General features: G+C 66.4%; 20 protein-coding genes. 13 read left to right on the forward strand and 7 right to left on the reverse strand.

The window, feature by feature from the left end:
* From C6N31_RS45670 to C6N31_RS26855, 4 genes are all read right to left on the reverse strand, one after another.
* Window positions 1-679: tetratricopeptide repeat protein (locus C6N31_RS45670; protein WP_307811552.1), on the reverse strand; the 679-nt coding region annotated here is incomplete at its 3' end.
* Between the two features lie 737 nt (window positions 680-1,416).
* Entirely contained in the window at window positions 1,417-2,037 is a 621-nt protein-coding gene (locus C6N31_RS26845) for a hypothetical protein (RefSeq protein WP_198358436.1), read from the reverse strand.
* 174 nt (window positions 2,038-2,211) lie between these two features.
* Window positions 2,212-4,071, reverse strand: a complete 1,860-nt coding sequence (locus tag C6N31_RS26850; protein WP_198358437.1) for a pentapeptide repeat-containing protein — start codon at window positions 4,069-4,071, stop codon at window positions 2,212-2,214.
* Between the two features lie 197 nt (window positions 4,072-4,268).
* Window positions 4,269-4,532, reverse strand: coding sequence for a GntR family transcriptional regulator (locus tag C6N31_RS26855; protein ID WP_232485719.1), 264 nt, complete (start codon window positions 4,530-4,532; stop codon window positions 4,269-4,271).
* Between the two features lie 473 nt (window positions 4,533-5,005).
* Between C6N31_RS26855 and C6N31_RS26860 the strand changes: the two genes are divergently transcribed.
* Complete coding sequence (locus C6N31_RS26860) at window positions 5,006-6,091, forward strand: IS630 family transposase (protein WP_198358438.1); 1,086 nt, start codon at window positions 5,006-5,008, stop codon at window positions 6,089-6,091.
* Here the strand turns inward: C6N31_RS26860 and C6N31_RS26865 are convergent.
* Both C6N31_RS26865 and C6N31_RS26870 read right to left on the reverse strand, forming a co-directional pair.
* Entirely contained in the window at window positions 6,088-6,657 is a 570-nt protein-coding gene (locus tag C6N31_RS26865) for a GNAT family N-acetyltransferase (protein WP_198358439.1), read from the reverse strand. The genes C6N31_RS26860 and C6N31_RS26865 overlap by 4 nt on opposite strands.
* A complete protein-coding gene (locus tag C6N31_RS26870) occupies window positions 6,654-7,421 on the reverse strand; it encodes a GntR family transcriptional regulator (RefSeq protein WP_198358440.1) in 768 nt (255 codons plus the stop codon). The genes C6N31_RS26865 and C6N31_RS26870 overlap by 4 nt, the downstream gene beginning before the upstream one ends.
* A 539-nt stretch (window positions 7,422-7,960) precedes the next feature.
* On the opposite strand from C6N31_RS26870, the gene C6N31_RS26875 reads away from it, so the two are divergent.
* The 8 genes from C6N31_RS26875 (at window position 7,961) to C6N31_RS26910 (ending at window position 13,327) form a co-directional block, all read left to right on the forward strand.
* Window positions 7,961-8,410, forward strand: a complete 450-nt coding sequence (locus C6N31_RS26875; protein WP_198358441.1) for a DUF3307 domain-containing protein — start codon at window positions 7,961-7,963, stop codon at window positions 8,408-8,410.
* A 90-nt stretch (window positions 8,411-8,500) separates the two neighbouring features.
* Window positions 8,501-8,794, forward strand: a complete 294-nt coding sequence (locus C6N31_RS26880) for a hypothetical protein (RefSeq protein WP_198358442.1) — start codon at window positions 8,501-8,503, stop codon at window positions 8,792-8,794.
* Window positions 8,794-9,681 (forward strand): protein spdB, encoded by an 888-nt coding sequence (locus tag C6N31_RS26885; protein ID WP_232485727.1) that lies wholly within the window; start codon window positions 8,794-8,796, stop codon window positions 9,679-9,681. Before C6N31_RS26880 ends, C6N31_RS26885 begins: the two co-directional genes overlap by 1 nt.
* A gap of 55 nt (window positions 9,682-9,736) precedes the next feature.
* Window positions 9,737-10,051 (forward strand): hypothetical protein, encoded by a 315-nt coding sequence (locus C6N31_RS26890; protein ID WP_198358443.1) that lies wholly within the window; start codon window positions 9,737-9,739, stop codon window positions 10,049-10,051.
* 4 nt (window positions 10,052-10,055) lie between these two features.
* Entirely contained in the window at window positions 10,056-10,247 is a 192-nt protein-coding gene (locus C6N31_RS26895; protein WP_198358444.1) for a DUF6257 family protein, read from the forward strand.
* 84 nt (window positions 10,248-10,331) lie between these two features.
* Entirely contained in the window at window positions 10,332-12,497 is a 2,166-nt protein-coding gene (locus tag C6N31_RS26900) for an FtsK/SpoIIIE domain-containing protein (RefSeq protein WP_198358445.1), read from the forward strand.
* A 205-nt stretch (window positions 12,498-12,702) separates the two neighbouring features.
* Window positions 12,703-13,026: an RRQRL motif-containing zinc-binding protein gene (locus tag C6N31_RS26905; protein WP_198358446.1), complete on the forward strand. Its 324-nt coding sequence runs from the start codon at window positions 12,703-12,705 to the stop codon at window positions 13,024-13,026.
* Window positions 13,027-13,042: 16 nt separating this feature from the next.
* Window positions 13,043-13,327: a hypothetical protein gene (locus C6N31_RS26910; RefSeq protein WP_198358447.1), complete on the forward strand. Its 285-nt coding sequence runs from the start codon at window positions 13,043-13,045 to the stop codon at window positions 13,325-13,327.
* 57 nt (window positions 13,328-13,384) lie between these two features.
* Here C6N31_RS26910 and C6N31_RS26915 read toward each other — a convergent pair whose 3' ends face one another.
* Window positions 13,385-13,570 (reverse strand): hypothetical protein, encoded by a 186-nt coding sequence (locus tag C6N31_RS26915; RefSeq protein WP_198358448.1) that lies wholly within the window; start codon window positions 13,568-13,570, stop codon window positions 13,385-13,387.
* 111 nt (window positions 13,571-13,681) lie between these two features.
* On the opposite strand from C6N31_RS26915, the gene C6N31_RS26920 reads away from it, so the two are divergent.
* The 4 genes from C6N31_RS26920 to C6N31_RS26935 all read left to right on the forward strand — a co-directional run bounded on the left by C6N31_RS26920 (window position 13,682) and on the right by C6N31_RS26935 (window position 17,360).
* Window positions 13,682-14,368 (forward strand): class I SAM-dependent methyltransferase, encoded by a 687-nt coding sequence (locus tag C6N31_RS26920; protein ID WP_198358449.1) that lies wholly within the window; start codon window positions 13,682-13,684, stop codon window positions 14,366-14,368.
* A complete protein-coding gene (locus C6N31_RS26925) occupies window positions 14,365-15,198 on the forward strand; it encodes a bifunctional DNA primase/polymerase (RefSeq protein ID WP_198358450.1) in 834 nt (277 codons plus the stop codon). Before C6N31_RS26920 ends, C6N31_RS26925 begins: the two co-directional genes overlap by 4 nt.
* Window position 15,199: 1 nt before the next feature.
* The gene (locus tag C6N31_RS26930) at window positions 15,200-16,675 is read left to right on the forward strand and encodes an AICE element replication initiation protein (protein ID WP_198358451.1); all 1,476 of its coding nucleotides are present in this window, start codon (window positions 15,200-15,202) and stop codon (window positions 16,673-16,675) included.
* A 448-nt stretch (window positions 16,676-17,123) separates the two neighbouring features.
* Window positions 17,124-17,360 (forward strand): helix-turn-helix transcriptional regulator, encoded by a 237-nt coding sequence (locus C6N31_RS26935; RefSeq protein WP_198358452.1) that lies wholly within the window; start codon window positions 17,124-17,126, stop codon window positions 17,358-17,360.
* The last annotated feature ends 17 nt before the right edge of the window (window positions 17,361-17,377 follow it).

Genomic DNA, 17,377 nt, shown 5'->3' on the forward strand with positions numbered 1-17,377 from the left:
CTGCCTGGTAGGCGCTGGCGAGGTTGTTCCGGCTGGCCAGAGTGTCGGGGTGGGTATCGCCCAATACTTGCTCGGATTGGGCGAGCACTTCTTCGTACAGCGGGGTGGCTCGCGCCCGGTTCCCCGCTGCCTGGTAGGCGCTGGCGAGGTTGTTCCGGCTGGCCAGAGTGTCGGGGTGGGTATCGCCCAATACTTGCTCGGATTGGGCGAGCGCTTCTTTGTACAGCGGGATCGCGCGCCCCAGGTCTCCTGCGGCGTAGTAGGCGCTGGCGAGATTGTTCCGGCTGGCGAGAGCAGTCTCAACGTCAACGCTCGTGCCGACCGGTACCGGAAGTCCCCTCTTGCCTGACGCATCCATCGATGTCAGCAGCAGTGCCGCCAACTCCGGCATCAATTTTGCGTGCTCGCGCAACGCACGCTTGATCTGCTGGCGCAACGCCGCAGCCGCGTCTTCATCATGTGGGTCATCGGCGACATCACGCACTGCGGTGTCCAGCTCTGCGCGCCCCTGCGGGTCCCGGAACTTGAGCACTATGCGAAGCAACCGCTGCCCAAGGTTCGCTCTCGCGCCCATCGCCGGGTCCTCAGCCTGGCTGAGTACCGCCTCCCCGTATGCGCCGACCGCCGCCTTCAGATACGGCCGGGCTTGCTCCACTAACTGGTTGATCTCCCCACCCACGAAAGACCCCCTGACTGCCTGTCACCAGCCAACCTCATGGCGGCCAAGCATAGGAACACGCGGCTCGCTGCGAGTGCGAAACGCCGAAACCAGCCCGCAAGGTACCGCGCCAAGAGCTCGTGAGCGGAGCGGGTTCCTCGTCGGTCGGGCAGCTTTGCCGGACCAGGGTTCTCCAGGGGCCGCCAAGGCTCACATCGTGACGCTTGCGCTTCGGCCTTGGCGGCCCCTGGAGAACCCTGGTAGGCCTCCGGGGCAAGGCCGGCGAGGAACCCACCCCGCGACCCACCACCCCCAACCACGACGAACCCGCACTCGGAGTCGAGACGGATCCTCGGAGGGAGGGCCGGGGTGTGGGGCAGGGCCCCACGTCTGTTCCCCTTATGGGGATACTCGCGCTGCTGGCCTTGCGGCGCCGGTCGGGGTGCGCGCTGGAGCGGGGCGGAGACAGGAGCGGCGGCGTGCGCCACGGGCGAGCGCCGCGCGCCGCGCTTGCGCGGCGCCTTGATCCAGTAGAGAAAGTTGTAACCGCTCCGGGAGATGCACAGCGGTTTTCAAGACCGCCCAGCTTGGCCCCACCGTGTGCCACGTGACCTGCGGCAATGCCATTCAAGGTCCGGATTATGCTGACCTCTTGGCCACAGGATGGCCAACAGGGCTCGTTAGTTGCCACCAGCCGCTCTGCCGTACGCCATGGAACGTAGCCGTACCGAGGCGGAAGAGACGGAGGGAGGAGACCGTCAGTTCTCCTGCGGAAGGGCAGCGAGGGCGGCCCGAGCGAGGACAGCGAACCGATATTCGGCCTCAACGATCTGCGGCTTGTGTTCGTTGAGCTGTTGGACGAGGTTCTCGCCGTCCTCGGTACTCAGCGGCGCCGTGGTTTCACCGCGGCGCCGGATCGAAGCTGCGACGGCGACGGCGGTGCGACGGCTGAGAATCCGGTCAGTGAAAGTCATGGCCGCCTCAGCCACAGGATCCGGCCCTGCGAGCTGAACGGCGTGAAGGGACCGTACGAGTGAGCCTGCTCCTGCCCGCTCATCCGCGATGGCCTGAGCCAACTCCTCACGCTCAGTCGCGGTCGCTCGAACCTTGTGCAGCAAAGTTCGGGTTGCTTCTCGGGCTTCATCAGCAGCCACAAGTAGGGCAAGGTAGGAGGTTTGACGGTGTTCGCGCAACCACTTCTGGTGCTCTGTGCCTAGCTCGCGTCGTTGAGTTCTCTCTTGCGTCTCCTCCTGGCGAACCAGTTGACGATCGAGGGCTGCCTCCTTGCGTCGGTCGCTGCGGGCATTGATCGCGGCAACGCCTATGCCGCCGGCTAGCACGCCAAGTAGGCCGACTGCCGACCCGATTAGATCGGTCATATCCAATCCGTACCGCCTAGATCTACCTGCATCCGCGCGCCCTTCCTGGCGATCACGAGCGGCTCACGGCCCTCATCGCACCCCGATCACTCAGATTCAGAGCGGCGAAATTTCTCGCCCGTAGGCGAAATTTCTCGAACATAATGCACCTCCTAGTGCGGTCAGAAACTTACACTAGGAACGTTTGACTCGCCCGCGAACGGCGAGCGCTGCCAGACCCAGCAAAATCGGCTCGCCAAATCGGGATGCCATTTCAATATATGTTCCTGCGACAGTAAGGTCTTGCTCGCTCGACCGAAAGACTACGGAGTTAACCACCACGCGAAATGATTTCTCGAATCTACCTTTAGTGAACCGTGCTCCCGCAGTGCCACTGAGATATGGATCAGGTTTATCCACCACTAGCGCCACCCGCCCTCCACCAGTCGGCACGATTCCGGTCGCCTCGGATTTTGATGAGTTGCTAGGGATGCCAAAACCCATCATCAGGAGAACAGTAATAGTCATAGCTAGAAGTAGCCATCCCAGCGCTCTTGCGGCTCGGAGGCCGTAGCCAGAAAGAAGCCAGTACATACCTAAAAGTAGGCGCTCCTCCTTGGGCGTCCCTTCGCGGTCGTGACGACGTGATTCCATCTCTCCATAGTAGAAGTCTGCCGCCCCTGGTTCATTCTTGCCGTCCTCTAAAGCTTTGCGGAGTTCTCGATATAATCCAGCCAGATCTGCCGGCTTTATCTGATGCTCTGTGCTCGGCTGGTCAGGCCCTGGTGTCCATCCACTTATAGCGACCGCAGGTCGATGCGGTAGAGGCAGTGCGCGCCATCTAGATTCCTCTGCCAGAATATTCCTACGAGTCCACAGCCGAAATGGAATACGCCCTGAGCCGAATTGTATGCCGGATGGAGGAGTGGCGAAGGCGCAACGGCCGTTAATCCTTATCTGGTCCAAGTGGAGTGCGCCGGAAAATATGCAACCGGTCAAATCCATGTCAACGAGAGTTAGTTGGGCAGCATCCACGCCAAGAAGGGTTGGAATTGTTGCTGGTGATGTTTCCTCCCCAAAGGGATCAGATGGAATAGTGGCACCAAATGAATCAAAGGGCGATGTTCTACTTGCTATCGTTAGCGGCTGATCGTTCTTTACATCGGTAATATCCACTTCCCCATTCCGTATGCGTATCACGGCCGGGCTACGAAACTGTGCGCTTGTAACGTCCACGCTCTCAGCGGCTATGTCGATGCGGACAGGCTCGAAAAAACTCGCTGCCCCGAGGATGATGTTGCCACAACAAATAATGGGACCAGTCAGCTGCGACATGAATTCGGCGTTCGCAAAGTTGACAGACTCGTCAAAAAGCGAAGAGTCGAACTTGGCAACTCCTGCAAATTGGCAACTGCTGAATCTGGCTTTATACGCAAACTGACATGCGGAAAAGTTTGCTTCGTTGGAGAACTTTACACCGTGAAATAACGCATCCAAGCGAAAATAGGAACCGCTAAATCGCGCCTCGGCCTCAAAGGTGCTCTCGTAAAATGTGGCCCGGCCGAAGAAGTCCGCAAGTGAGAAGTTCGCACCTTCCGTAAATATTGCTCTATCGAATGAAGTCCAGTCCGAAAATCTCGCGAATCGAAAATTAGGGGTATGGCGAAATTGTGCTTTGGAGAAGTCTGCGGTCAACCAAAATTCTGTGCCCATGAAGCCTACATGCCCGTCAAATGTAGCTCCTTCAAATATCGCATCTCCTTGAAATTTCGCCCTAGAGAAATCTGCTCTATCGGTAAAGTGCGCAGCCTCAAAATTGGCCGTACCAAAGATGGGAACCCAATCCTGCGACATGGTGCGGCATATTCGCCAAAGTGTATCGTCGTCAAAATGAACTCCCCTGAAATCTACCTCGTCACCAGGGTTCAGCCGCGATATCCAATCCATTCGGGTTTGATCGCTAAGGTGGGTCACGCAGAGATCATGACTCGCGATCTTGATTCCAGTACAGTTGAACGCGTCGCAGGTTGGCCAGTCTGGGGAGATCGCACTCATGCTTAGAGGTTCTACACGCTCCATCGCGTCAAGGTGTTAACTTAGGGCGATTGTGGTTCGCGGGGCTCCTGTGCGCAGCCGGATCTCGATCTTGTTCAGTTCTGGTTCGATCACTGCATCTACCCCTACTCGGTAGATCCGCCTCCTGTGCCGCCAGACAGCGCCTGGACCCGCTGAAATGAAGCCACGCAGGTGAATCACTCGCCCCTTTGCTCGTCTGACTCGGCAGGGGCCTCAATCACGTAGATGCCCATGCCGTTTACGGTCTGGACCAAGCCCTCCTCCTTGAGTACCTGGACAGCCTTGCGCAGGGTGTCACGGGCCACGCCGTACTGCTGCTCCATCTCGACCAGGCTCGGGATCCGCCGACCCACGGGGATGGAACCGTCAACGATCCGTTCGCGCAGTTGGGCAGCGATTTGCCGATAGGGCGGCACGGGTCCTTCGCGGTCGATGGTCATACTTCGCAAGCTAGGCAGGAGGCCCTGCCCCGCCATAGCTACCCACGGGGCTAGCAGAGGGTAGTACGGTCTAATGGACCACAGAGGGAGCCTCCGACCGCAGCCGGTCCGAGGGATGGCATTGGCAGGGTGGCAACATGGCCGAGCACAGTAGTAGGCAGCGGTTGGAAGCGAGCCGAGGCCCGCAACCCTTCTCGACGCTGTCCGGGAACGCGATCGAGAGTGCCGCGCACCGCGCCTATAGGGACTACCTCGATCATGCGACGGACTGCGAGATCTGCGCACACACATCGATCCACTGCGAGGCCGCAGACGCTCTGTGGCGGGTGTACCGGGGCCTCCGCCGGTAGACCACCGGGACAGAACACCTAGTGAGCTGGTTTTGAGATCTGGGCTCGCCTCATGAGTCGTGTTCTGTTTCAGATCAAGGGCTTTGCCTGACAGGGCCGGGTCCGCTCCGGTGTCCTGACGGTATGGGCGATATCAGGCTGCCGCCGGTGGTGCTGTCGGAAGCTGAGCGGCTGACGTTGGAGAGCTGGGTCAGGCGGCGTTCGACTGCGCAGGGCCTGGCCCAGCGCGCGCAGATCGTGCTGGCGTGCGCGCGAGGGTGGAACAACACCGCGGTGGCTGCGCAGCTGAACACCGAGCGCAAGACGGTCGCCAGATGGCGGACACGGTTCCTGCGGGACCGGCTGGACGGCCTGTCGGACGAGCCACGGCCCGGGGTGCCACGGACCATCACCGATGCCCAAGTGGAAGAGGTGGTAGTCCGCACCCTCGAAGAGACCCCCGCAGGTGGGACGCACTGGTCGAAGAGGGAACTGAGCAAGGTCGTGGGAATCTCCCCTGCGAGTGTGCTGCGGATCTGGCACGCCTTCGGCCTGCAGCCCTGGCGGACCGAGACCTTCAAGATCTCACCGGACCCGCTGCTGATCGACAAGATCCGCGATGTCGTCGGCCTCTATCTCGCCCCGCCGGCCAACGCTGCCGTCTTCGCGGTCGACGAGAAACCGCAGATCCAGGCGTTGGAGCGGACAGCCCCCGTCCTGCCGATGCTGCCGGGGGTGCCCGAGCGGCGGAGTTTCGACTACGTCCGGCACGGCACCGTCGATCTGTTCGCCGCGCTGAACACCGTCACGGGCAGGGTCATCACGAAGCTGACCGCGCAGCACCGGGCCGTGGACTTCCGGGACTTCCTCGACGAGATCGACCGCCAGACCGATCCCGGCCTGGCGGTCCACGTGATCTGCGACAACCTCTCCGCCCACAAGGCACCGGTGGTGCACCGGTGGCTGCTGGCGCATCCCCGCTTCCAGCTGCACTTCACACCCACATACTCGTCGTGGATCAACCAGGTCGAGCGGTGGTTCGCCGAACTGGAACGCCGCTGCCTCGAACGCGGTGTGTTCTGCTCACTCGGCGACCTGAAGACCGCCATAGAAGAGTGGATCAAGGTCTGGAACGACGAAGCCAGGTCCTTCAAGTGGACCAAGACCGCCGACCAAATCCTCGAACGCATCTGCCGCTACTGCGACAGGATCTCAAAACCAGCTCACTAGGGCCAGGCCGCCAGCGATTCAGGGGCTGGCGTGGCGTCAATCATTCGGAAGCTTGCGGCGCCGGTGGCCCGTTGTGCGAGCCAGCCGGAGACGCGTGGCCCCCCGTTGACGGCGCCACCTTCCCGCACCGTGCGTACGTACTCGAAACCTTGCCGGAGGTAGTAGTGCTGCAAGGCGTCGTTAGTCGTCCACGCGTCGAGCCGTAGCCACTTCGCTCCCGCTCGGTACGCGCGGTCGCCCGCCCAGTCCATCAGTTGGCCGCCGATGTTTTGGCCGGCGTGGGTCCGGGCCACGGTGAGTTTGTTGATGAACACCGACGGCTCATCCAGCTCGTCATCAGTCCACAACCCCTCTTCCGCCACCGTGGTCAGAGTGATGGTTGCAGCCGTCGCGTCGGCGTCGCGGACCATGAACACGGTCCCGGCCTGGATGGTGGCCAACAGCCGGTCTGCCGGGTAGGGGCGGCTCCACTGGTCACTACCGAGTTCGCTGAGCCATCCCGCCGCCTCCTCGCGGAAGGCAAGCAGGGTTGGGAGGTCATCGGGCCGCGCGGGTGTGATGATCACAGAGTTTCGTCCCGCCCGGACAGATCGCCGATTTCGTAGTTCATGCGGTTGAGATCGCCGCGGAACGTCGTGATGGTGCAGCGTATGGGCCGTGTGTCGGAGTAGCCCGTCCGGGTCCACAGCATCACCGGGACACCCGCGCTGATCTCCAGCAGGCGAGACTCCTCCGGCGTTGGCATCCGGGCCGAGATCTCATCGAAATATCCGACCTGCTCGATCTCGCGGTCGGCAAGGTAGCGCGTCGTCCCCTCAGCGATGTCGCCCGGTTCTGCCAGCCGGGGCGCCGCTTCGGCAAGCCAGCCCGGGTAGTAGGTGGCCTGCGTTGACCACGGCACGTCATCAACGAAGCGATGGCAAAACCGCAGCACGGTGGTAGAGCCAGCGTCCACCTTGAGGCGGGCCGCCGTGTACGCCGTCGCGGGGAGCATCTCCACTCGGAACGTCTGGTGCGGTCTCCGACCGGCGGCGGTGACATCGGTGCTGTAGGCGTCGCCGTTCTGCGGGAAGCTCAGGTTTTCGAACCGCGAGGCGTTCAGCTCGAAGACCTCGTGTGATCGAACCTCGTAACCGAGACCCTGGCTGGACGAGATCAGACCCTCTGTGACCAGCAGGTTCAAGCCCGCACGGACGGTGTTGCGCGACGCGTCGAACCGGGCGCTCAGCTCGCTCTCCGAGGGCAGGCGTGGGCTCGATTCGTACTTGCCGTCGGTGATCTCGCGACGCAGTGCGTCAGCTACGACTCGGTACTTCGGCTGCGGGCTCATGCCTCCATCATGACGCACTCGCGCAACTTGTTCCTACATGTATGTCCAAAGTGCTTGACGTCTTAGTCCCGATGGGTGCAGCATCATCACACAGCTTGTACCAACAAGTTGAGCAAGAGGATTAAGTGCGTCTGAGCGTCCTGGACACAGGGCGGGAGGGCGGAGCGCTCGTTGGTTGAGAACTGAACAGTGTGCCGCCCCAGCCACCTGCTCTTGGGTGGTCGATGGGGTCGCCCTCCAGCCCAGCAACACGGGCTCGGGAGGTGGCCGGAGTGATCCAGCCACACGTTGCCGCGTCGTGAGTCACGCGGTCCGGGGTCACCTACCTCCCCGGTGAGACGAAAAGGGGCACTGTCCGCCGACCCTCCGGGGGCGGGCAAGGGTCGTCGCAGCGTTACGCCGGCCTTCCGGTCGGACGGGTCAGCGACGGTCACCGATCACCCGAGAACCACACACCACAGTCCAGCCCCGGGGCGGCGGCTCCCAGCCAAGGACAGTCCGCCGCCCCGGGTCCTCCCTCATTCGTCAGGAGAGATCGCATGCACGCTGCCGTTTTCGCCGCGGTGTTCGCTGCTCTGTTCGTCGGTCACAGCGTCGGTGACCACTGGGTTCAGTCCTCCGCGCAGTCCGCGGCCAAGGGCCGCCCGGGATGGCCCGGCCGTCTGGCCGACGCCCGGCACGTCGTGACCCTGACCCTCACCAAGCTCGCTGTCTTACTGCCCGCCGCCGCGCTGCTGGGTCTGCACCTGTCGGTGTGGGGCCTGCTGGTGGGGCTGGGTGTGGACGCGGTGACGCACTGGTGGGCGGACCGCCGGAGCACGTTGGCCCGGTTGGCGGCGCTGACTGGCAAGAACGAGTTCTACCGGCTGGGCTCCCTGCGGGCCGGCCGCGACGACAACCCCACCTTGGGTACCGGCGCCTACGCCCTGGACCAGTCCTTCCACCACCTGTGGCTACTGGTCGCGGCCCTGTTGATCGCCGTCGTCTGACCATGCCCCGCACCTGGGGCGGCGGGCCTCCCAGCCAAGGACAGTCCCGCCGCCCCGGCTCCTCCCCTTCACCTCTTCTGGAGACTTCCCATGCGGAACTACGTGGGGCAGCACCGTGCCCTGACCTCGACCGACTTCCTCGAACTCGCGCTGGGCACCCCGCTGGAACTGTGGCTGGGCCAGGACGGCGAGAGCGAGCAGGAACGTGCCGCACGTGAGACGGCGGCCCGCGACATCCTCGCCGACGACCCCGCCTTGTACGACCGCACTACCGCCCTGGCAGCCCAGACGCTCGGCCAGTCCCTGCCGGACCTGCTGCGCCTCGCACCCGCCGTCCCGTCCGCCGCGGTCCGCCGTCGGCACCGGAAGGGGTTGGCGGCGTGATGTGGAACGCGCAGATGAAGAAGGCGTTGACCGTGGCGCCGGCCGTTGCGATGACGGTTGTGTCGATGGTCCTGACGCTGGCTGTGGTGGTGATGTGGCTGGGGCAGGCGATGCCGTGGCCGGTCGCCCTGGTCGTTGGTCTGGGGCTGGACGGCGGATGGCTGGCAACACTGGCCTATGAACGGCGCCTTGCCGCACAGGGCGACCACTCCCGGGCGGTGACCGCGGTCGGCTGGTGCTTCGGCTTACTCGCCACCGGAGTCCTAGTCACGCACGCCGTCACCGCCAACGCGTCGGTCGGCGCGTGGCTCGCGGTGTCCTGGCTGCCCATCGCCGCGAAGGCGCTGTGGCTAGTGCACGGGTTGTGGGAGCGCACCGCGCTGACCCCCGACGCGCTCACCGCGATTGCCGGGATCCAGCAGGAAGCCCGCGACGACGCAGCCGTTGCCCGCGCCCGGCTGCGGGCCGAAGCCACCACGGAAGAGACCCGGCTTACGGCCGTGACGCAGGCCGGTGCGCGCGTCGCACGCGTCCAGGCACGCACCGCCACAACCCTCTCCCAGGCGTGGTCGACGCTGGAGAAGGTCCGTGCGGGGGAGGACACCGCACACGCTTTGACCTGCGTGACGGCTCCCGTCACACCCGCGTCACGCCCCCGGTGGGAGCTTCCCGTCTGGGGCCCGGTCGAGCCGGTCGCCGCACTGGACGCACCCCAGCTCAGTGACACCGACCTTGATCACGTCGTCGCTCAGATCCTCAGCGCGCAGATGCCCCCGCCGTCCTACCGGGAGCTTGCCGCGCGCTTCCGCTCCGCCGGCCACACCGCAGCGGAAGTACGGCTGCGGGCCTCGTGGAAGCGCCTGACCGCAGCAACCACCACCGGCTGAGGGGGCCGCGATGCGCGCTGCTCCGGCCGCCATCCTCATGCGAAAGGCACGGTCCATGCCCGACATCAGCAAAGCGTCTGCCGAGGCGGTCGAAGCCGCCCGGCAGGGCGAGCAGTTCGCGGTGATGCTCGCCGCAATCCAAGCCGCGCAGATCGTCCAGGCCCAACAGCAGCCCCCGCCCGCGCCGGTCGTGCTCCCGCAGCAGTCCGGGACGGGCACGGCGGGCAAGTGGCTGGCCATTGGGGTCGGCGGCTCCATGCTCATGATCACCGTGTCGTTCGCCGCGGTCGCCCTCGCCATCGCCGCCGCCTGCACCGCCCTGGTGGCGCTAGTCGTCTACGGCATCTACCGCGACATCCGAAAGCGGTGACCCCATGATCCGTACCCACCCCAACGACCCGCCCCTGACTGCGTCCGAAGCCGCCCGCGTGGCCTGGCTCATTGCCCGCATGGCCAAGCGTGCCGTGGCTGGTGAGGACGTTGACCAACGCGATTTGCAGCGCAAGTTGGACCGCATCTTGGACGGCGCCCGCAAGCGCGCCGACCAGGCCACCACCCACGAGTGAGTTCGCCCCGGAACGGCCGTCATCCGCCAAGACACCGGCCGTTCCGGGCCCCGCATCCCCGATGGAGAAAGCAGGACCCTCAGCATGTCCGAGATCATCCGTCTGGACGACCACCGGCCCCACCCGAAACCCGATCTGACCAAGACCGATCCCCCCGACAGCACCCCGCCCTCCGGGCCCCGTGAGGTGCTGGAAGGCACGGTCATTCCGTCCGGTACCGCCGCGGCCGTACCGTCGGTGCCGTTGTGGCGGCGGACCGCCCGCACCGTGCGGACGGTCGCCACCGACGACCGCACCCGCACCGCCGCCCGCACCGCCGTCCGCCACTCCGCCTACGTGGCCGGCGGCGGGCGCATCCTCGCCAAGCGGGCGTGGGACGGGCGGACCGTGGCGCGGCACGAGCGCATGATGCGCGCCGCGGAAGCCGCCGGTCAGCACGAGGTGGCGATGGAGTGGGAGCAGCGCGCAGCGCTGTTCCGGCAGCAGCGTCACCAGCGGCGCATGGACCTGCTCACCGCCCCGCAACGTATCGCTAAGGGTGCCGCCGTCGGTGCCGGCGCGAGTGTCGGGGGCCTGCTGGCGCTCGGTGTGGTGCTGGCGATCGCCGAGCACGACATCACGCAGGTGATCGCGCCGACGATGTTCACCATCGACTTCATCCGCCTGGTGGTGCTCATCGTGTCCGTCATCTGGGGCCCGGCCGTGTGGCTGGCCCCCTGGCTGACCGTGCTGGGGTTGTGGAATACCGGCCGCCGCGGACAGGCCGCGCCTCAGTGGGCGCTGCCCGCAAGCGAGCAGAGCAAGCGGGATGTGGTGCCGGATGAGGGCGCGATCCTGGACGCGCTGCGGCACTTGAACATCGGCCCGCTCAACCAAGCGTTCAAGGCCGGATGGCAAGCCCGCTGGATGCAGCCGACCACGCGTCTGGGCAACGGGTGGCACACCCGCCTACAGCTCCCCATGGGCGTCACGGTGGAGATGATCAACGGGAAGAAGGACGTTCTCGCGCACAACCTGCTGCGGCTGCCGGTCGAGACGTGGCCGACCGAACCGCACGACATGCCCGGCACCCTCGACCTGTGGGTTGCTGACCAGGGCTCGCTGTCCGGGACGGTCCCGCCGTGGCCGCTGCTGACCGAGGGGACCGCGGACTACTTCAAGGGCGTGCCCGTCGGTGTCTCGCAGCGCGGGGAGCCGGTGATGGGCAAGCTCATGGCCGCCAACTACATGGTTGGCGGGATCATGGGATCCGGGAAGTCCTCGCTGGTCGTGGGCCTGCTGCTGGGGGCGATGCTCGATCCGCTGGTGGAGATCGATGTGTACGTCATGGCGTACAACGTCGACTACGACCCGATGCAGGACCGGTTGCGGACCCTGGTCAAGGGCGACGACGACGAGCAGGTCGAAACCGCCCTGGAAGCGCTGCGGGACCTGCGTGAGGAGGTCACCCGGCGCGGCAAGCTGCTGGAGGAGATGGGTGGGGACACCGTCAAGCTCACCCGCAAGCTCGCTGAGCAGGACACGAGGATGCGTCCGCGGGTGGTCGTCTTTGACGAGTGCCATGAGCTGTTCGAGCACAAGAAGTACGGGCCGGAAGCCGCTGAACTGGCCGTCAAGGTCCTCAAGAAGGCCCGCAAGGTCGGCATCACCTTGCTGTTCGTGACGGTGTCGCCGACCGCGGCGAGCATCCCGAAGGACGTCACCCGCAACACCTCCCACCGCGTGGCGTTCGCCGTCGGCGACCACGTCGCCAATGACGGGCTGCTGGGGACGGGCAAGCACCGCGCCGGCATCACCGCCACCACCCTCAACCCGGCCGAGAACGTCGGCACCGCCCTGACGGTGGGGTTCACGGGAAACGCGTTCGAGTTGATCCGCGCCTACTACGTCCGCAAGGACGCCGAAACCGACCAGATCACACCCGTCGTGCTCCGGGCGCTGGCGCTGCGCGACGGGATCACCCCGGCCGCCGCCGCTCCGGCGGCTGGTGAGCAGGTGGACCCACTCGCCGACATCCTCGCCGTCCTGGGCGATGCCGACCGGATGCGGACCGACGAGGTCCGCCAGCAGCTCGCCGAGCGCAACCCGCGCCACTACCGATCCTGGACCGCATCCGACCTTACCCGCGTCCTCGACGCGGTCGACGCCGCCCCGTACAAGTCCGGCGGCGTCATGGTCGTCAACCGAACCAAGGTCCGCGACGCGCTTCACGACCGCGACCGCGACACCGCCGAAGGTCACGGTGAGTGAAGGGAGGCGGGGAGGGAGGCGGGGAGTTCTCCCTCACTGCCTCCCTCACCCCGCCTCCCCAATCTGATCTGCACCAACACCCACACAGGGAGTCAGGGAGGCACCCTCCCGCGACCTGCGGAAATCCCCGAAAACCAGGGTCCGTGGGGAAGCTCTGCCTCCCTCCCTTCACACAAAGTGACCGACTCCGAGAGGAGAACGTCCCGTGTCTGCACTGCCCGTCTACCGCTACCGGCTCGCCCCGCACGGCCTGATGACCCGCCGCCAACTGCGTTGCGCAGGGCTCAGCGCCGCCCGCGCGGACGTGGTCGGCGAGATCCGCTGGCGCCGCGGACGACGCGTCGCCTACCTCTACGACCCCGCCACCGCCTACCCGGTCCGCCCGATGACCCCGGGCCGCTGGCGCTCGCACGCCGCGATGATGCGCGCCCGCCGCACCTGCCCCACCTGCCGAACCGACCGCGGATACGTCATCTCCCGCTCACTCGGCACCTGCGTGCCCTGCCACGACCGCCACCCCGCCCCTTGACCTCAACGGAGACACCGTGAACGCCTTACCCCCGCGCTGCAACGCAGCGCACCCCGACGACCCTGCCCTCTGCGAGGGACCGCACGATGCGGTAGAGGTCCGCGACCGGTTCATGAGCCGCGCCCGCGACGCCATGACGGTGGGTGCCCTCGGATGCGTCCTGCACGCCGCTCGCCTGCTCGCCAGTCTCGACGGCGGGCGCGTCTACCCGGGCCCGTCGCGCGTCGGTGCGGGCGCCGCGATCGACGCCTACCAGCGCGCGCAGACCCTCCCGCCCTTCCCCTGGACCCGCGGCAAGTAACGCCCGTGGACGGCGTCCTCCCACCCGAGACTTCCGCCACACAGCCCGACTGCGGGACTAGCGCATCCGGTTGCGCCACCGGGCCGCCAGTACCGCCACCACCGGCATGAACGCAAGCACCGCCGCCATGCGCGCGGCCTCGCCCCAACCCTGATCCAACACGGCGTGATCCGCCACGGTGCCCACCACCACCGTCAGCAGATACACGCCGATCGACCCGAACCAGACCCGTCGATTGCCCATGCCAGACCCCATCCCCCTACACCCGGGCACACCCGTGGGCGGCGTCCTCCCAGCCAAGACAGTCCGCCGCCCACGGTCCTCCCCATCCACACAGGACGGAGAACCACCAGCATGACCCACCCCACCCCCATCCGGCGATCGCGCCGGCCCCGCCTCCTGGACGCGTTCTGCTGCCAGGGCGGCGCCGCCAAGGGCTACGCCGATGCCAGATTCGACGTCACCGGCATCGACCTCAACCCCCAGCCCCGCTACCCCTTCACCTTCATCCAGGGCGACGCGGTCGCGTTCATCCGCGCGCACGGTGCGGACTTCGACTTCATCCACGCGTCGCCTCCGTGCCAGCACGACAGCGACTGCCAGCGCATCCAGAACCGCACCCACCCCGACCTGATCACCCCCACCCGCGCCGCCCTGGAGTCCACCGGGCGACCGTGGGTGATGGAGAACGTCAAAGGCGCCCGGCACAAGCTCCATGAGCCGGTGATGCTGTGCGGGACCATGTTCGGGCTGCAGACCTACCGGCACCGGTACTTCGAGACCGGCGGCGGCTTCCCCCTCACCCCACCGCAGCACCCGGTGCACACCGCACCCCAAGCCAAGATGGGCCGACCCGTCCCGGACGGGTGGTACGGGCAGTTCGTCGGGAACTTCTCCGGCGTCGACCTGGCCCGCCGCGTCATGGGCGTGCCGTGGATGAACCGCGACGGCATCCGCGAATGCATCCCACCCGCCTACAGCGAATGGATCGGTGCCCAGCTCCCGGCCAGCCTCACGCCGACCCTGGGGGTGGCGGCATGAACGCCCTGCTGACTACCGCCCTCGACCTGGCCGCCGCCGGGGTACCGGTGCTGCCGCTGCGGGCGGGGAAGGTGCCGTTCGGGAACTGCCGGACCTGCGCCGGCAACGCCTGTAGTGGGCGGCCGAACATGAAAGCCGCAGGCACCTGCCAGTGCCCGGCGCCCTGCCACGGCTGGGCCGCCGCCACCACCAACCCCAGCGCCATCACCTCGCCGGCATGGTCGCGAGCCTGGCATGGTGCGGCAGCGGTGGCCTACCACCCTGGCGGCGCCGGCCTGACCGTCGTGGATCTCGACAACGCCCAGGCCATCACATGGGCCCGTGCGAGCCTGCCCGCCACGCGGACCGTGCCGACGACCCGAGGTGAGCACTGGCTCTACCGGGGCGCCATGCAATCCGCGAACGGTGTGCGGCCGGGAGTCGACGTCAAGTCCACGATGTCCTACGCCCGCTGGCTTGGACCGGGAGCGGGCACCATGACGGCCCTACCGGACGTCGTACGCGCCCTGATCACGAAGCGGCCGGCCCCGGGCCGCCCGGCGGCCGTCACGGTGCCCATGCCGGTCGGAGGCGGGCACTGCCCGCACCGCACGCCCGCCTACCTCGTTCGTGGCCTGGCCATGGCAGAACAGCGCATCACCGAGGCCCGGGAGGCGGTGCACGCGACCGTCTACCGGACGTTCCTCGCCGTGCTGTCCGTGCACGGCCTGTGCGGCTGCCTCACCGAGGCGCATATCGCGCGGCTGTTCGCTGCCGCGCAGGCCAAGGGCGAATTGCCCCGGCACTGCACCGACGCGTGGACCAACGCCCTCACCCACTTGGGGATGTGACATGCCCGAGGACGAGAAGACCCCCGCCCGCGAGATCATCACCGACTACGCCCAATCCCACTTCCGGTATTTCCGCACCGCCGACGGCACCGTATACGCGCAGCGCAACGGCCACCCGGTGGCCCGGCCGATGCGCTCACAGGGCACGACCGGCAGCCACCGCCAGGAACTGATCGTCGGCATGTACCGCGACGGGGTCGGCGTGTTCAACGGCACCGCGCTCAAAGAGGCGCTGGACTTGATCGAGGCGCTCGCGCTGTACGAGGACACACACGCCGTGAACATCCGCGTCGCCCCCGGGTTCGACGGGGCCACGTGGCTGGACCTCGGGCGGGATGACGGGCAGTCCGTCCGAATCCACCCCAGCGGCTGGGACATCCTCACCCCGGACCCCCGGGAGGTGTGCTGGCGCCGGACCCAGCTCACCGGGGAACTGCCCCTGCCGGCCAAGGACACCAGCGGCAAGGGCGTCGACCTGCTGATGCGGCTGTGCAACTTCGCCACGGCGGAGACCGAGTGTCTTGCTATCGCGTGGCTGATCGGCTGCCTGGGACCGTCGGTGCCCGTGCCGGCCCCGTTCCTCACCGGTCCGCAAGGCGCGGGTAAGTCCACTGCCGGGCGGATGCTCCTGAGGATCATTGAGGGCATGAGCGGGGATCTGCGCCGGGCCCCGAAGGATGAAGGGGACCTGATCACAGCGGTGGCGGCCGGATGGATCACCGCCCTGGACAACCTCTCCCACATGACCCCGGACCTGTCCGACGCCATGTGCTGCATCGTCACCGGGGCCGAGAGCGTCAAGCGTGCCCTGTTCAGCGACGGGGACGTGTTCCGTCTCGGCTACCGGCGCCCCCTGCTCCTGACCGGCATCGACGTCGGTGTCATCCGCCCGGACCTCGCGGAGCGGCTGCTGCCGCTGCGCCTGGTGCGGCCCCGGATCCGGCGCACCGAAGCGAAGCTGTGGGCGGAGTATGAGGAGGTGTTGCCCGTCATCCTCGGCTCGCTCCTGGACCTCACCGTCAGGGTCCGCGCCCTGGAGGTGGAAACCCCCACCGACCTGCGGATGGCGGACTTCGCGCACCTGTGCGCGCAGCTCGACACAGCAGCCGGCCTCGGAGCGCTCACCGCGTACCGGGCCAGCCTGGACGACCTGAACGACGACGTGATCGAGGGCGATCTCCTCGCGCAGACCGTCCTCACGCACGCCGAAACCCTCGACCCGGGCGCACAGCAGCGGATGACGTCCACGCAGTGGCTGCACTGCCTCAGCCGCCTCCACAGCGGCGAGGAACTGCGGCCCCTACCCAAAGGGTGGCCAACCACCGGCAAAGTCCTCTCCGACCGCCTCAAACGCCTCCAACCCACCCTGGCCGCACGCGGTGTCCTCATCGACACCGGCCGCACCAGCGAAGGCCGCTACCTCGAAATGACCCGGCCCGCCGCACCGCCCCCGCCGGAGCAGCAGCAGGTGTTCTGACCCGCACGCACACCCGGACAAGCAAGAAGAGCACCAGCCCCCGGGCCGGGGTGCTCCTCTTGCTGTTCGGCGGAACCGCCGCTCGAAGGTCGCGCCGCGCAGCGGCTCCTTCTTCGCTCCCTGGGGCACCGGACCACCACAGACAGCCCCTTCTTTTTTCCTAAGAAGGAAGATCCTGCGTCATCTGCGTCATGCGAGCCGAAAAACCGGGGCCTGACCTGCGGTAACGGCCATGACGCAGACGGCAGCGCCTGCGTCATCCTGCGTCATCTGCGTCACGCGATGACGCAGCCCATGACGCACCCATGACGCAGGCCCAAGTCACTACGTCACATAAAACCGCAGGTCAGAAGCGCAAATGACGCTGATGACGCAATGACGCAGAAATCCCCACCTCGGACAGGTGCAACGCCCCCCGCTCCATAAACGGCCCGAGGAGACACCGAACATGGCAACGCCCGCCACGACTGACCCGCGTACCGCCCTGCGCTCCGGTCTCCCGGACCGCTACCTCACCCCCGAAGACATCAAGGAACTCTTCGACCTTCCGAGCATCGAGACCGTCTACGCCTGGCGAAAGAAACGCGTCGGACCGCCCGGATTCCGAGTCGGCAAACACCTGCGCTTCGACCCCGCCACCGTTCGTGCCTGGGTCAACGACCGCATGGAAATTGACGCCGTTTAGCGCACCCATCCACAGCA

Source organism: Streptomyces fildesensis (assembly GCF_016107395.1).
Classification (GTDB): domain Bacteria; phylum Actinomycetota; class Actinomycetes; order Streptomycetales; family Streptomycetaceae; genus Actinacidiphila; species Actinacidiphila fildesensis.

Coding starts and splice junctions, on each gene's coding strand:
- C6N31_RS26845 (WP_198358436.1), bottom strand. CDS start 2,037: ATGACCGATCTAATCGGGTCGGCAGTCGGCCTACTTGGCGTGCTAGCC.
- C6N31_RS26850 (WP_198358437.1), bottom strand. CDS start 4,071: ATGAGTGCGATCTCCCCAGACTGGCCAACCTGCGACGCGTTCAACTGT.
- C6N31_RS26855 (WP_232485719.1), bottom strand. CDS start 4,532: ATGACCATCGACCGCGAAGGACCCGTGCCGCCCTATCGGCAAATCGCT.
- C6N31_RS26860 (WP_198358438.1), top strand. CDS start 5,006: ATGGGCGATATCAGGCTGCCGCCGGTGGTGCTGTCGGAAGCTGAGCGG.
- C6N31_RS26870 (WP_198358440.1), bottom strand. CDS start 7,421: ATGAGCCCGCAGCCGAAGTACCGAGTCGTAGCTGACGCACTGCGTCGC.
- C6N31_RS26875 (WP_198358441.1), top strand. CDS start 7,961: ATGCACGCTGCCGTTTTCGCCGCGGTGTTCGCTGCTCTGTTCGTCGGT.
- C6N31_RS26880 (WP_198358442.1), top strand. CDS start 8,501: ATGCGGAACTACGTGGGGCAGCACCGTGCCCTGACCTCGACCGACTTC.
- C6N31_RS26885 (WP_232485727.1), top strand. CDS start 8,794: ATGTGGAACGCGCAGATGAAGAAGGCGTTGACCGTGGCGCCGGCCGTT.
- C6N31_RS26890 (WP_198358443.1), top strand. CDS start 9,737: ATGCCCGACATCAGCAAAGCGTCTGCCGAGGCGGTCGAAGCCGCCCGG.
- C6N31_RS26895 (WP_198358444.1), top strand. CDS start 10,056: ATGATCCGTACCCACCCCAACGACCCGCCCCTGACTGCGTCCGAAGCC.
- C6N31_RS26900 (WP_198358445.1), top strand. CDS start 10,332: ATGTCCGAGATCATCCGTCTGGACGACCACCGGCCCCACCCGAAACCC.
- C6N31_RS26915 (WP_198358448.1), bottom strand. CDS start 13,570: ATGGGCAATCGACGGGTCTGGTTCGGGTCGATCGGCGTGTATCTGCTG.
- C6N31_RS26920 (WP_198358449.1), top strand. CDS start 13,682: ATGACCCACCCCACCCCCATCCGGCGATCGCGCCGGCCCCGCCTCCTG.
- C6N31_RS26925 (WP_198358450.1), top strand. CDS start 14,365: ATGAACGCCCTGCTGACTACCGCCCTCGACCTGGCCGCCGCCGGGGTA.
- C6N31_RS26930 (WP_198358451.1), top strand. CDS start 15,200: ATGCCCGAGGACGAGAAGACCCCCGCCCGCGAGATCATCACCGACTAC.
- C6N31_RS26935 (WP_198358452.1), top strand. CDS start 17,124: ATGGCAACGCCCGCCACGACTGACCCGCGTACCGCCCTGCGCTCCGGT.